Below are 15,605 nucleotides of genomic sequence, written 5' to 3' on the forward strand. Positions count from 1 at the left end.
AAAATAGGTTTGGAATGAGTGTAGAGTATGATAGATTCGAGATTAACATAGACGAGCTAAACGGAAAAATCACCAGAAAACCATTTACTTTTAAATATGATGAATTTGAAGTATATGAGGATGATACTTTGGTTTTGAAAGTTACTATTCCATCTAGAATAAGAGGAGTTCTTGAAAATGAAAATCTAAACGTAAAAATAATAGGAAATGAAGCTAATGAATATCTAAATCAGTCTTTGTATTTCGATACAATATCATCAGATATTGATAATATAAGATGGAGATTAAAAACCTCTATTCAACAAATTAAATCAGTTATTGATAATCCTGATTATATGGCGCTGTTTTATGTAAATGAAGTACTCACAAAAATTTCATTTGTTACTCATAAAACCAGAATGCAAATCAATTTTTTTTCAAATAAACATAAAGGACTATTAAAACCTTTATCAGAATTATGCTTAAATGCCAGAAAGGCCAACAGTTTATATGGAAAAGGAAATGTAGAAGAATCAAAACCAGTTCTGTTGAAAATTTATCATTCGGTCAAAAACAACCCTCAACAACTTAGGTCCATTAATAATTATGAAAATTTAGGAAGATCCTTCTTGTTGATGCTTGACTCAGAACTAACTAAAGATATTGATTCGCTTCAGTTTATTGTGAGTATTGGTTATTTGTGTACTTCACTGGCTATTGAGGATAACAAAGAGAATATTAATAATTACAAAGACAGACTTCTTCTTTTAAATTTTGGACATAAACCAATTATCTATACAGTAATGGATGCTCTAAATTTAATTTCCGGTAACCTCCTTTCTATGTCAAACAGATTTGCCGAACTAAAGGCAAGAGATGCCATTTACAAAATGGAAATGTTCGACTTGGAAAGCAACCCAATGCTTTGCGCCGAAGTAGATTTTTTTCAAAAACGAAAAAACGAACTTGAAGAAATGATAAAAGATGAATTTTTCTTACCAGATCGAACAAAAGAAAATGTGTTGGCCACAGGTCTTTTCAATCATCAAAGCTTACTGACGTATCTTGAAAATAAAGTAATGGTAAATGGAGATGTTGATTTTTAATAGTTCTTAGATTTACTTTTATATTTAGTATAAAGAACATTTTATTTAACCTGTATAATTAAAAAATTATGAGTGTTGTATTAATTCCTGACGAACAATTTGAGCGATTATTTAGATCTGGCGGTATTTCAATTACTGAAGAGGAAGACCATGGTGACGCTCTTCCTTTTTCACCAGCATGGAGCATAACTAAAAAAACTGGACGATTTCATTTGTTATTGAAAGTTCAAATTACGGAATATCAAGTTGGTATAAGTGAAAATGATATTAATAAATTTTTAGTTACATGGGAGCTTATTAATAGACAAAACATTAATGGAATAACATATTGTGTTTTTGAGGGATGGGGTGATCCTATGAGTGGGGGGCATAAGCAATTCGAAGGAATAAAAATGGGTGTAAATGTCAGTTATTTACTTGGAGCAATTAAAGCTTTATTTCAACAAAATCCGGAGATGTTATCCATAAGTAAACTTAAAAATGTAATCGGTTTTGAAAATATACCTTTTGAGAAATTATTTTAAAGGGCGATTGTCCATTTTAATTCACTTTTATAAAATCAATACTCGTTTCTAAACATGGTCTTAAATCTTGGTCATTAGTGCCAATCTGGAAATAATTACCAGCCAACGACTGAAAATAATCAATCCCTCTACCTAATATAATTCTCCATCCTGTAGACAAAAGAATTTGTCTGTCATGCATTGTATTGGAAAACTCAACTTCTAATTCTACACCATTTTCATAAAGACTATTTGCTAACTGCCTGAAAGAATGTTGATTTTGATCCTCTTGATAAGCATCATCTGATGATGTTATTAATTTAATATATTGGACATCTCCAATTTTTACAGCCAATTCACAAAACTTAACAAAGTTCGATATTTGATGATTTTGCCTGATATAAGGGTCTTCAATAATTATCTTATCCACACCTTTTAAATATGGCCCAAACACGGTTTCATAACTATAGCCAACATCGCCATAATGAATTTTTACATGCTTTTCCTTTAGCTCTACCTCAACATTCGTATGATCGTCTGAAACTTCTTCAATCACTGATCTAGATTCTATTATAGGAGTTTCTGTTAAATCTTCCTTTCTAGGGTTTTGAGAGGCATTTGATGATTTACTCTCAGGGCAATAAACAATTTGTTCCGTTCCATTTTCCTTAAAAAAAGATAAATTAATGGCTGCAAACTCGTCGTCTGGCTTACGCTTATTCATTTGTTCTTTAACTCTTCTTCTACCTTCAATTGCATAAGAAACAATATCATTAAACTCTTCTTCTGTTGGCTCACCAGAAGGGTGAATAATTTTTAGTAAACCTGTTACTGTTTTTTTAATCGCTATTTCATCTCTTCCCTGAACTGAAGATCCTAATTTCAATCGCCTGTTCACAATATCAAAATAATCCTTATTATGTTTGAACATGTAATGAAATGCTTCAGCCATATAATCTGTAATTAAACCATAATTGGAGGCAAAAAATTTATTATCCATTTTAGGAATCTCCCAACCTGGCAAGAATAAGAAAAACCGGTCTTGAATGGCTAAATCAAAGGCCTTTGGCAACGTAATAAATAGATCATGATCATAAGAATTAACCAATTGGTCTATCGAGTGATCTATGTTTCCAACGAATGAAAAACTGGCATTAGCTGTAACTTCTTGACCACGAGAAAATCGTCCATTGGCCATATAATCTTTCATGATTTGAATAGTATCAGTATCCCTGATTTTCATATTACCAACCTCATCAAATGCGATATTATCCCAAAATCCAACAGCTCCCACTTTTTTACGTGCGTTGTTGTAGAGCAGTGTGGCTGTACTGGCTTGACCTCCTGAAAGTAATGTTGAATATGGTGAAAACTCTGAATAGAAATAAGATTTACCCGTACCTCTTGGTCCTAATTCTATATAGTTAAAATTATTTTGAACTAAAGGAACTAAACGCGCCAGAAAATGTAATTTCAATCTTAATCCTGAAGGAAATTTATCAGCTATCTCCTTTGGTGGATTATCCAAAATTTCAGGATTCAATCCTACACTTCTTAACACTACATCAATCCATTCGTCTCTGGTGAATTGGTCCCTACCCTCAAAATATTGATTTTGATTAAAACGAGATAACTGAATGGGTTTTAAATCCTCTATATAGAATGCGTAATCATCATCTTCTACGTCATTATGACCAATTGTTATTTCTGCCCAAATACCACCTTCGAGCAGTTTGTCGTTTTCTTTGTAAAATTTCTCGTTTATGGCAATACGACTGGAATTGAAATTCTCCATGGCTGCCCAATGTCTACGTTCTTTTTCCACATATTTTACATGAATTTTATCTATAAACTTATGCCTTCCCTTCTGCTGCACCATAGATTGTGCTTTATTTGCCTCATCAGCTCTAACATAGTTTTTTTCAACAACTTCTAAAACAGCTTTAGAACCTGCTTTAATTTCATCTGGATCATCTGTTGCACAATATTTTGATAACAAAAACTCAAGAACAAATGAGGGGACATTCGCTGCTTTTTTTATTTGATGCACAAGATCTTTTCTGACTACTTTCCCAGAAAAAATCTCATTTAATTTTTTATCTAATACATCCATAGCCTATAAGTAATCGGTTTCAAGATTAATCTCTGATAGTATAACACCTGACGAAGGTGATTTCGCATAAACAGTAAACTTTCCTTCAAATTCGTCTTTTAATGCTAGTGTAATTTTAATGGATTCACCTGGTTTAATACCAATAAATCCAGATGTGGTATCAACATATTCGGATGATGCAGGTGTTCCAATTTGAACATCTTCATTAACTGCTTCAATCATAACATCTATTGGCTCATCGAAGAATGAATCTCCAAAGCACGATATTTCAATAGACGGTCTCCTTGTGGTTACATAGCCAAAAGTTTTACCTTTGTATGTTAAATTTATTTGGTATTCCTGTTTAGATTCAGCTCTTTTGGGTTTAAAACTTAAAAAAGGTGTAATGCATTCTTGTAACGACAGCCCTTCATGGAAAAACTTTTTTCCTCTTTCATATGTCGCATAATTTTTCAAAAATAAAAACTGTTTCGTTTCACTTGTGATTGCCAAGTCTTCATTTGAAAGTTTTATATGTTCGGAATTAGAATCACCCAATCCAGCTAAACAGCGAGATTTCTCTAGCGACCACTCTCCTGTTGGTTTGGTGCTACTATTGCCCGCCTTAAAACTATCGATCAACACAAACCCATGATCGGCAACTAAAACAAACTCTTCATAGCCTTCTCCTTTTAAAATATTAGAAAGCTTTAGGATTTTGTGAATGGCATTTTCTATAACCATTTGAGCATTTTCAGGGGAATTCTCGCCTGCTTTATCAATTTCTGTGGTGGTTACAAAAAGAATATCTTTCTTTTCGAATTGCTTATTTAGAATATCTTTCTCCCAATACCAAGCGTGCTTATCCCCAAAATAAGAATCGGTATAAGTAATACGATCTTTTCGATTACTGGACTTTGTGCTTTTAAGAAAAGGTTCTAGTTTTTTATTTACGACTTTTAATTCTAAATTCTTTTCTGCTTCAGGCATTAATGAAGCCATACCAAATTTGGTTACTGTAGGAACGAAAGCAAGAGATGGTTCTAAATGACAATTAAAATCTGAACGTTCTAAGCCTTGTTTTAAAAATACAGCCAACTCATAACGCAATGCATCTGCTAAAATATAAACAGTTTTTTTACCAGCAGCGATCAATGGACTTACCTTATCACTAAATAGACTTAAATTTCTTTGAATACCAATACTAGACATTCCATCTTTTTCAATGCCTGTTTGGAAATGCAATTGCACTTTGTCCGTGAAATTGTGGTATTCCTTTCTGCCAAAATCCACAACTTCATTCAATGTTTTAGATAACACAATTAGACTTTGTACGCCTTTCTCTATTTCTCTTTGTAATACATCAATTTCATAACCTGTAGAAGCATACCATTGAATTATGCTATTAAGACCTTTATCCTTCTTCAATTTAAGGGATTCAGATTGTATTTTAATAAACAAATCACATACTTTATTACCAATCTGCCAAGCAGCTCTTCTTTCGTCATCGTACAAGCTCCAAATAGATTTTGAAGAAACTTCGGCAAGTGTTTTGGCATTTTCTAATTCGCCTACTAAAAGTTCATTTTTAAATTGGTTAAAAAATGTAGAATCTTCAAATGCAAAGGTGTTTATCTCACCCAGATTAATTTCATTCTTAAAAAGTTTAGACAATCCCAATTCACTGCTAACAGCGTTGGCATTATTTATATAGATCTCTTCAGTGTCTTTGAGACTTCTTAGCTGATTACATACTTTAAAAATGATTTCTTGAGATTCAGGCTTAGCAGAAACGACTTCTTTTAAAGACTTAGGGAGTGCTACTGGTAAATCAAAAATAAACTCACTAAACAGTACAATACGCCAAATATCTTTTTGAAGGGTTTCAAACTTTTTAGAGGTTAGTTTAAAACCTAAACTCTCATTGGTAAATTGTTTGAATTCTGAAGGCCAAGATTTATCTGTTTTTAAGAAATCTTTCTGTTTATCATTAGGATTTAAAAACGCCAATACTATTTCTACTTCAGATTGTGCTCCTAAACCGCTTTTTAATGCAGGATATGCATTACCACCATCTAGTGCATCAATTTTATTAAATGATGGGTAATCTTCGTGTGAAAATATTTCTTCTATTTTAATCGCCTTATCTGGTAGCGCCGCTAAGCATAATTGTTTATAACCATCTGATGCTTCATCCGGAAATATAGCCCCTCCACCAGCAAAAATCACAAAAGGATCTGTTGCTTTTTGGTCATCATCAATTTTCTTGTCAAATGGCACATAGAAAACTAACTTATTATCTAAACCCTTTGGCATTTCGTTCACCCAATAGTCTAATGCCGCTTCACGCTCTGTAACTACATTTTTAGAAGCATCAAATACCTTAATATTATCAGATTCTAATTCTAAAACCAGATTATGATAAAACATGTTAGCATCGTAAATCAATAAGCTATGCTTTCGTTCTAATTTTTCTAGTAGATATGTTTTAATATGTTCTTTAATCATTATAACTTCCAAATTTTAGGCGCATAGTCAGCTAGTTCTTTTGATCGCTGTTTTAAATCATTAAACTTAAAATCATTATAATTTTCTACAATTTCTTGTGTAATTTTTATTGAAGATTTAGCATACTCTTTTAACTTATCAGAAAACGGATTATTTGATGCCACAATATTTAATTTTTGTCCAAGAAGCGTATAATTTCCAATAGTATCGACATATTCTTTATGTAATAACTTAGCCTCTGAACCTAGATATTCTTCCCAATCACCAAATTCTCTTTTAGATTTTTTTGTTGTTATTGTTTGGGGTATGATATGTTCTAAATGAACATCGCTACCGGAATTAATCTTTAATTCTCCTGTGCTTCCCATTTTATCATATTCAAATTGCTCAAGTACATATTTAGCTCTATTAACATTGCCCTTATAAGTTGCTTTTTCAAATTTCAGCTTAAACTCATTGTCCAAAGGCGTATCATCTATAAGCGCTAATCTTACCTGTTCTATAATATTATCACCTTCTAATTTATTTATCAACTTAGAGAATATCTCATCTAATTCTCCAGTTCTATATTCACATATATGCCTACGCAGCATGAATACGGAAACCATTTTTAATATTTTTAATCGTTGCGCATCCGAAATGTTGTCATCATGAAATAATGGAAGAAGAAATATATATCCAGGGAATGTTTTTATCCGTTGCAAATCAAATATAGCATCATTCAACTTTGTGTTATGAGTGCTTCTATTTCTAATTCTACTATATGTTAACGCTTGATCCTTAAGCATTTTAGAAAACTCAATTACCGATAATAAAGCCTCATTCTCGTTTTGATCGTTATCATCTTTACTTACCTCGTTTTCTTCTTCTTCATATTCTTCATCTTCTAATTCCTCCTCAACATCTTCCTCTTTTTTAAGTTTTATTTTTTTGTAGATTTTATATTCTGCTAAATCCTCAACATTAATTACAGAATTAATGTATAGTTTTTTAAACTCATCAATTAAAAAAGTGAAAGTCACTTTTCTTCGTAGGACGGAACATATATATTGTCTAAAAAAATCATCAATGGAAAGCTTATCTAAAGCAATAATTAAACCTTTCCAATTCTCTTTTACTTGATCAAGTGTATCTTTATCAAAACTAGAAGCATGACCGAGAAGAAAGTTTTTAATAATATCGGTGTGATTCAAACTTAATCCCCTATTATTTATAGTCTCAAAAAGTTTGTATGCATCCTTGGCTTGGTACACATCCAAGCGAATAACGGATACACTTTGAAGCAATTTATAATATAAACTGTTAAACTCACTCTCCTCCAGTTCACTTAACCAATTTTTGAAATTTTCATAACAATTAACTAAGTTTTCGTTATTTATATTTTCCAAATCACGCTGTAATAATACTCTTTGATAATCATCGTTATCTAACTCTCCAAGGAGCACTTTATTTTCAGGAATTTGATCAGGACCTTTCGATTTCAACATTCCCATAATCCTGTTACATTCCCCTCCATTGCCATTCTTCTTGAATATATTATGAAATGTATGAAGTAGTAATGATAAGGTAGTAATTCGCTGCTGTCCGTCAACAACTTCTAATTGATTAATACCTGCTGTATGATCAGAGGTTAAACACACAATATTTCCTAATAAATGAGAATCACCATTTTTAAGGTTATTGATATCATCATATAACTCTTTTGCCTGTTTCCATTTCCAAGCATATCGTCTTTGATACGCGGGTATAAAAAACTGCTCATTCATTGTAGTGAACAGCTGATTAATGGTCAACGTTGTTGGTGTTATTTTCATAATAGCTTATTTTGTATTTCTACCTTAATTTCAGGTTTTGTTCTTTCTTTTGTCTCCTTTGGCTTTATTTCACAGATGCTTTCCAAACCATGGGCTATGGCCATACTTAAATCTTTTTTGCATTTTTTAGTGACTCTATCTGGCCAAATGCTATAGGCCAAATGTGCCCAATCATAGTCTCCTTTTTTTAGTTTTTTCCAGCAATCCTCAGTGCTTTTACGCCATTTGGTATGGCGGAATAAATTATGTAATGGAGCTGCTGTAATGAGAACGCCGTCATCCTGGTTGGGTTTGTATGGTAATTGTGCTACTCTTAATAATTCTTCTTTAAAATCTATGAGCTCATCTCGCAGAGCCATTTGCTCATGCAACTCTTTAGAGGCACTAGACATTTCTAAAGCAGCTACCTGCTTTTTAACATCTTCTAGTTTTGGTTCTACTAATTCATTTACAATTTTGAACAAACTGTTTTCATTTAGTTTTGGATAGTAGACCCAAATATTAAATTTACCTGAAGGCACTCCCAAATGCCAATAAATTGGAGAAATGCGCTTGTTACGGGAATAGTCTTTTAAATGTGCATCAAAGAATTTGGAATGTTTATCAAATATTTCATCGAGGTCATTCACCTTAAAATGTTCTAGTAATTCTTCTACGATTGTATCATTAGAATCTGGCCAGAAGTATTTAATAACCTCTTTTAATTTATCTGTTATTGAATTGATTTCTGAAACCGTAGCACATTCTTCTAGTGTTTTAATTGGATACGGCATCTCCCAGATTTCTTTGATCTTATCATGATATTCTGGTAATACTAAATCTAAAGTAGATGCTCTAGGGCCATATAAAAATGGACTGTGTTTTCTTTCTTTAAACATATCTTCATCACTCCATTCTTGCTTCCAACATTTTAGAAATCTCAAGTCTATTCGACCAAATATACCCCCAACAATTATTGAGAAAATTCTAAACGTTATTTCTAAACTTGAAATTTCAAATTGACTATTCTCTTTTTTACCACCAGATTGATTAATTATAGATTCAATATCATCAATGTTTTCTACTAAATAATAGTTATAAACCAATTTGTTTAATTTGTCTAGATCATTTACGTATAATTCCGCAATAGATTCAAAATATGATTTTTTAAATTTTATGAAATTATTTATTGTTTTAAAGCTTGTAAATTTATTATCCTGTAAGTCTACGCTTCTATCATCAAGCTTGAACAATTCTAAAGTCCTTATAAATTGCAGCTTAGATAACTCTACTAGTTGATTACTTAAGTCATTATCAAACGAAGGATGGGGCAGGTTATTTACAAGACCATTAATGAATTTTGGATGACCAGCTCTTTCAACACCAAGTTTCATCCAATAATCAACATAATCAGAATTCCAAAAGGCCAAATAAGTTAAAATTTCACGTTGGTCTTCAAAAACTGCAATGCATCTTCCTGGTTGAGCAATATGACCTTCACGAACTAAATGTGGCTTGAATTTATTTGTTCTAAAACTCCAACTTAATCCTGATTTATTAAATATATCATAAGTATCCATAGGTCTTGATCTTAATTGACCTTTCTCGTTGAAATGATGCTTAAGCTCATATCCGTCGTTGGCATAATACACAACTGTTTCCTGGGATAGACAAAATCTCAAACTATAGTCTGAAAGAAGGTAAAGATTCCATCTGCCTGATAAAATATCTTTAACAGGATATCTTAGTTCCCAATGATTTCTTACGTATCTATCATTGTCACCTGTTTTCATTCCCTGCCTTGCTCCTCTTTTTCCATTATCAAACTTTTCCTCATTTGCAAACAATTTAGTAGTAGAAGAATCTACCCAATAGCAAAATGGTGAATTATTAAATGCCAAGAACAACAATATATTGACATTATAAATATTGTTTGTGGAGCCGCTTAAAGTTTTAGTTAAATCTTCGTTTTTATAATTACTGTTGGTTAGTCTTAAGAATGTTGATTCATTATGAGTCCCTTTATTTGATAAAATATATGCTGCAGTTTCAACCATGGCATCCAATACTCCCATTCCCAAATCTAAAAATGTCTCTAACTTCCGCCCTTGAATTACCAATTCTTCTCTCCATTTACTATATGATCCTAAATAAAAAATACTTCGTGTTGATATACAACCTATTTGTCCATTCCTTTTTAGTAATTGAATAGTTCTTTCAATGAACACTGCAGCCAAATCTTTATACGATCTTTTATATTCATCATCTATATATATTTTTGATCCTATCGATGAATCCCCAAAAGGCGGATTCATCACAATCACATCATACCGCTTTCTGCATAACTCAATAAAGGCAAAACCTCTAGCGGTATCTTCAGCAAAGAGTAGTTTTTGAAAGGCATGTTCACCTTCTGCATTTTCAGAGAATGATTGAAGTGCTTTTAAAACCTCATCTTCAGCCGTATCAAAAAAGTCTTGCGTTATCTTTTGGTCCTTTCCATAGATGGCAGCCATCTCTGCTGCTTTTGCATCTTCTACACCACCAAATATTGAGGTTTGGGTCGCACCTCCTTTATATTGTTTATATTCTTGCTTGGCTATTTCAATTTCCTTCTTAAGCTCTTCTTCAATTTTAAGCAATAATCCAGTTTCACCAGCCAATTGCATTTTATCCCAAATCACTCTAACCAATTTACCAATAGGCCCTGGTAAGCTTCGTGTAAATTCACTGAGTAACTCGGCATCTCCAGGCATAGGTTCCGCCACCACCAGATTACTCTTTTTAATCATGGGTCTATCCGCAGGTTGTAAGCCTAGTTTTTTATAACTCCTCTGTGCTCGCAACCATAAACTTAAACCTGCAATCTGTATGGCTCTTGGGTCAATATCTACTCCATGTATATTGTACTGTAAAATATAGCCAGGGATGCGTTTAATATAGTCTTCACGTAAGTATTTATCACGCAAGTCTGGCATGAGCTCTGAATGGTTATCCCAGGCTTCTAGATAAATCTGTTCAAACAAATCGAAACAATACAAGCCAAAGTGCATAGAACCACATGCAGGATCTAGCATTAAAATCTCTCTTGGGTCTTTTAATGTTCTGTGTTCTATATAATTAGCACCTTCAATTTTGGTTTCTGGGATTGCTTCGCCTTTGTTTAAGAAAATTTCTTGTTCTCGTTTTACCATGTACTGGCAATCGTCAACTAAAGTAGTTTCTCCTTTGGTCATTTCAAACCATTGTCTGCCCAGACTATTATCTACTAAAAACTGAACCACATAACGTGGTGTAAAGAACTGGTTTCTTACAGCGAGCTCTCTGCTGTTTCTTGGTGCACCAGACGCTTCACGCATGACACTAATTTCTTCACGGCTATTATAGTATTGGTATACCCAACCAATGGTTTCATCTTCTTCCCATAGGTTTATGGGTTGTTGGCCTTCTTCTCGATAAATACTCAAGTCCTCATCATCGATAATATCTAATAACTCCAACATCACTTTTTCAGAAGGAAATAATAAGGAATAAGGTGAAAATCTGTCAAACACTGCTGGTAAGTCAATAGCCAATTCATCGAACATGGCTTTTAAAAACCAGTTGTAACGCTCAAATTGTTCTGCGGTTTGGGCACCTCCACTTAACTGGTCAAAGACCTGAAAACCTTCAGAATTATACCCTTTTTTAATGGTCTCAGGAATGATATTGCGTTCTTCTGCCATTCTGATAGCAGCAAAACGATTTAAGATGGTGAATGCTTGTTCTCTTAACAACTGTTTTACAGCTTCTTCCTTTTTGTTGGAACCGGCAATGGTATCTTCAAGATAATCCAAGCGCTCTCTAAGTAATCTAGCGGTTTGAATGATAGAACCATCGTTTGTTGTTAATTCTTCAACCATCAAACAACTACCATCTGGACGAATGCCATAATGTTGTTGTACTTGTGCCGCGAATTCATTCATCAACAAGCGTTTTGCCGATTGAACAAATGATTTTATTTTATTCCTAGCGCCTTGTGTTAATGCCATATTACCAGTTTAATTCTATTGTTTCGTCATCTTTTAATTCGCCTTTTAAATCGGTTAACTTATCGATGATTGTATCTATATCTTCTTGACTTTTAATTTGCTTTGGAAGTGCAGAAAGATTTACTTTTCTTGTTTTTGTACCCGGATTTGGTTTAGGGGTAGTTTTTGCATAATCTTCAATCTGCTCATTAACAGCTCGCATAGTGGTGCTTACCGTATATGCAGCATTTAAAATATCTTTTATACCATCGATACCTTGCTTATCTTTAATAATGAGATTACCCAACCTATTGTTCAATTCTTGTTGCTGCTCAGCATTTAAGGCATTCCATTTTGAGTTGGCTTTTACCGAATTTATCTCAGATGTAATATTTTTATTTTCTGAATTAAGCAATTTATCACAGTAATCGGATATTAAATTTTCGATGCTCGAAATAGCATCTTTTAAATCTGGAATCTTATTCACAAAATCATCACTTTCCATCACTTCATTAACACTTTCAAAATGACTTTGTGTAGCGTCTTTCAGTTCTTTAGGAATACCAGAATCTGGGAGATTATCAACTGATACTTTTAGGTCGATAGCCTTCTTAAAAACCTTTTTAACCCCTTTCTCAAAGGCTTGCTGCACACTTTTTATCCATACCAAATTATCATACAAATCAGAATCCGGTTTACCCAATCTAAATGCAGCATCAGAGCCTTCGCCTTTTAATACTTCTTCAATACCATCTTGAACGTCAATGGCTTTTTGTACTCCTGGTAAATTTAGATTCTCTAACTCGGTTTTAACTGCAGAATATTTTGTTTGGAATGCAGGGAAATGACGTCTTACTACTTCAGCAATTTTATCTTGCAGTGGTGCTATGCTTTCGCCTGTTAATTCTGCCAATCGTTTAACCGAAAGCGAAAGCATTTCCATGGAAGGTCTATCTTGCTTATCATATCTAGATATTCCGATTTTATTGAAACCATTCGCATTCCTCAAGGCTTCTATGGCTTTAGGCCCTTTTACTTTAATGTCTTCACCGGCTATTCTTAACTTGATATCGGAAGCTATAAACATTAAGGCTATTAAAAAACGAGTCGTGTCTTTGCTCCAGCCATATCTTGCAGCATCAAAGACTTCTAAAAGCTTACGTCCTTCCACATGTTCTTCTTTGTCTATATATTCTTGGATAGAAACAATAGCATCGTATTTAAGATTGATACTACCGTCACTTTTTACAATATCGAAATGGTTCAAAGCATTTGGTAGCAACCTTAGGTCCTGAAATTTTAATAACTTTTCAGCATCGGAAGAAGGAATCGTTAGTGGTGCTTGAGCATACTTGTCAAATACCTTTTCTGCAATATTCTTTAATTTAGAATTAACAGCATCTCTTAATTTACTCCCTTGAGATTTTACAGTTGTAGAAGCACCTCTAAAAATAATCTCTCCTTTTTCAAATGCTTGAACAGTAGATCTTCTTATACCATTTCTTAAATTTTGGGCTAACTGTTTTTGTCCGTTTAAATAATCATTAATCTCTTTATCATCCGTGATTCTTCTGTTCGAAATTTCTTCACACTTTGCAATTTCTATAACATCATCTTCCAAATCTTTAGACAGCTTGCCTAGTAGATAATATCTAGATTGATTATTAGATTCTGTGCTAATTCTTGTTAATTCATTTAAAGTTGAAGGATAGTCATTTTCTACTACAAACGTAGTTTCTAATTGTATCTCTTCATTAGTTTCTAAAAGTTTGTAAACTCTCATATCCAAATTAAGATTAATACCACTTTTTACGGTCTTGGTATTATGTAATCTTGCCGAAGGAACTGGTGAAAATATATCCTTAATGATATCCTCGTAGATCTTTCTTTTATCTGTTGGCCCTGGATTATACTTGCTTTTTTCATTTTCAATGTTAATAATAGCATCAGTCATAAATCGTAATTCTCCATCAATTTCTTGAAGAGTATTATTTTTCATCGATTTAATGTCCTCTATTATTTTTGAAACTTCTTTCTCGTTTGAATCTGAATCTACAGATGGCAATATGAGTGCTGCCACATTTTTTGGTGAGAGGTACAAATCCTCCAATAGTTGAAGTAGACCGATAGACTTCGCTACTTTAGAATGTTCACTGGTTTCACCATAAAAGTCAACTACTTTGTCTACTGCAGAAACCACATGGCTGTAAGCCTTTCTGATATCCGATTTTAACACATCATAGATGTGATACATACTTGCCAACTTACCAATTTCCATCTCGGCAAATGCTTGGTTTTCTGAATTTAAATTATCTGTAAGTATGTCTTGAATGACTTTAATTGCGGAACGTAAACCAACTCCTCCAGTTATTTTAGCAAGCCTTCCCAATAGAGCAATAATTACTTCAAAATGTTGTGGCAAAAACGGATAGAGATCTACGAAATGTTTTTCATCTAAAACCGCCTTCACATACATGGTTCGATCACAATTTTCTAGTTTTGTATAGTGACGTAATTTCTCACCGTGCTTTTTATATAATTTTTTAAGTTCAGTGTTGGCGTCATTCGACTTCCCTAAAAGTCTTTGTGTACAAATTTCTTTAATATCGGATGCTTCAATTTCTGCTTTCACAGGGAATCTTGCATTCAACTTATAAAGTTTGTCTGAATTTAATCGAGCACTTGGATTATCCTCTGTTAATGTTTGTTGCGCAGTGGCTAGTAACCAGGCTTTTCCTTGCCCTATGTCTTTTAAATTCTCCAATGTCCCTTGCAATGATAGAATCAAACTGTTTTTTGCAGCGATATACTGACCGACCTCATCAATAATAAAAATGATGTTTTCTTTTCCTGTAATTTTTCTAATCGTTGCCAATAATTCTTCCACTTTCTGCTTGTCTGAGCTCATATCATCCACCTTGGTGGTCTTAAATGATCTGGCATCTGGCCATATCTCAGGATACATTTCTGCGGCTAAATTGCTCGCAATACCTTTTGCCCGAAGTTGATCGTTTACCTTAATATCATCCCAATCTTTCTCAAAATCGGCAGAAATACGTGTCTTAAACTTCTCTAGATTACCGTCGTTTTCGAGCATTCTCTCAAAATTCGCTAATTGACTATCCGTTGAATAGCCAGCCAATTGATGCACCTTGGCAATTAAGAGCTCCAAAATAGGGGGTAATGTGCCTCCTTTAATTTGCTCTGTTGCACAATCCAATAAAATAATTGTGGGATCATGTTTTGCAATGATAGATTTAAATGTTTGTGCTATTGGTGCAGAATTTATACGATTAGAAAGTCTTTCATGAAATGTTTGCCCATCAATCACTAAATCCTTTTTCAATGCAAACCCCAAGTACTTAGCAAAAGAACTTTTACCTGAACCATAAAACCCAGAAACCCAAATACCTATTTCATTAGAGCTATCGGTCATACCGCTATAGAGCGCATCGAGTATCTTTTCGAAATTATCTCTAATTCTTTCGGTTACGACATACTCGGAGACCTCATGCTTTAAATTTTCATTTGAAGCATTTCCAAAGGTTACTACCTTTTCAATACCTCTATAGATATCTTTATCCTTACCAAATAATGATTTTATCTTACTCATT

7 protein-coding genes and 1 pseudogene are annotated in these 15,605 nt (G+C 33.3%); 2 read left to right on the top strand and 6 right to left on the bottom strand.

The window, feature by feature from the left end; all coding sequences use genetic code 11:
- The first annotated feature begins 14 nt into the window (after positions 1-14).
- Both H611_RS0104445 and H611_RS0104450 read left to right on the top strand, forming a co-directional pair.
- Positions 15-1,085 (top strand): hypothetical protein, encoded by a 1,071-nt coding sequence (locus H611_RS0104445; RefSeq protein WP_027137219.1) that lies wholly within the window; start codon positions 15-17, stop codon positions 1,083-1,085.
- A 68-nt stretch (positions 1,086-1,153) separates the two neighbouring features.
- Positions 1,154-1,609 (top strand): hypothetical protein, encoded by a 456-nt coding sequence (locus tag H611_RS0104450; protein ID WP_027137220.1) that lies wholly within the window; start codon positions 1,154-1,156, stop codon positions 1,607-1,609.
- A gap of 16 nt (positions 1,610-1,625) precedes the next feature.
- On the opposite strand, the gene brxL is transcribed toward H611_RS0104450, so the two are convergent.
- The 6 genes and pseudogenes from brxL to brxC all read right to left on the bottom strand — a co-directional run bounded on the left by brxL (position 1,626) and on the right by brxC (position 15,604).
- Complete coding sequence (gene brxL / locus H611_RS0104455; protein ID WP_027137221.1) at positions 1,626-3,701, bottom strand: BREX system Lon protease-like protein BrxL; 2,076 nt, start codon at positions 3,699-3,701, stop codon at positions 1,626-1,628.
- Between the two features lie 3 nt (positions 3,702-3,704).
- Positions 3,705-6,188, bottom strand: a complete 2,484-nt coding sequence (locus H611_RS0104460; protein ID WP_027137222.1) for a PglZ domain-containing protein — start codon at positions 6,186-6,188, stop codon at positions 3,705-3,707.
- A complete protein-coding gene (locus H611_RS15005; protein WP_394330416.1) occupies positions 6,188-6,976 on the bottom strand; it encodes an HNH endonuclease family protein in 789 nt (262 codons plus the stop codon). The genes H611_RS0104460 and H611_RS15005 overlap by 1 nt, the downstream gene beginning before the upstream one ends.
- Before the next feature lie 381 nt (positions 6,977-7,357).
- Positions 7,358-8,002, bottom strand: a pseudogene (locus H611_RS15010) (DUF262 domain-containing protein); the annotation flags it as partial.
- Positions 7,999-12,012, bottom strand: coding sequence for a BREX-1 system adenine-specific DNA-methyltransferase PglX (pglX, locus tag H611_RS14465; protein WP_051238717.1), 4,014 nt, complete (start codon positions 12,010-12,012; stop codon positions 7,999-8,001). The gene pglX and the pseudogene H611_RS15010, both read right to left, overlap by 4 nt.
- A gap of 1 nt (position 12,013) precedes the next feature.
- Complete coding sequence (gene brxC / locus H611_RS0104475) at positions 12,014-15,604, bottom strand: BREX system P-loop protein BrxC (protein ID WP_027137224.1); 3,591 nt, start codon at positions 15,602-15,604, stop codon at positions 12,014-12,016.
- Position 15,605: the final 1 nt, after the last annotated feature.

It is taken from the genome of Gaetbulibacter saemankumensis DSM 17032 (genome assembly GCF_000425645.1).
Taxonomy (GTDB): Bacteria; Bacteroidota; Bacteroidia; order Flavobacteriales; family Flavobacteriaceae; genus Gaetbulibacter; species Gaetbulibacter saemankumensis.

Coding starts and splice junctions, on each gene's coding strand:
- H611_RS0104445 (WP_027137219.1), top strand. CDS start 15: ATGAGTGTAGAGTATGATAGATTCGAGATTAACATAGACGAGCTAAAC.
- H611_RS0104450 (WP_027137220.1), top strand. CDS start 1,154: ATGAGTGTTGTATTAATTCCTGACGAACAATTTGAGCGATTATTTAGA.
- brxL (WP_027137221.1), bottom strand. CDS start 3,701: ATGGATGTATTAGATAAAAAATTAAATGAGATTTTTTCTGGGAAAGTA.
- H611_RS0104460 (WP_027137222.1), bottom strand. CDS start 6,188: ATGATTAAAGAACATATTAAAACATATCTACTAGAAAAATTAGAACGA.
- H611_RS15005 (WP_394330416.1), bottom strand. CDS start 6,976: ATGCTTAAGGATCAAGCGTTAACATATAGTAGAATTAGAAATAGAAGC.
- pglX (WP_051238717.1), bottom strand. CDS start 12,012: ATGGCATTAACACAAGGCGCTAGGAATAAAATAAAATCATTTGTTCAA.
- brxC (WP_027137224.1), bottom strand. CDS start 15,604: ATGAGTAAGATAAAATCATTATTTGGTAAGGATAAAGATATCTATAGA.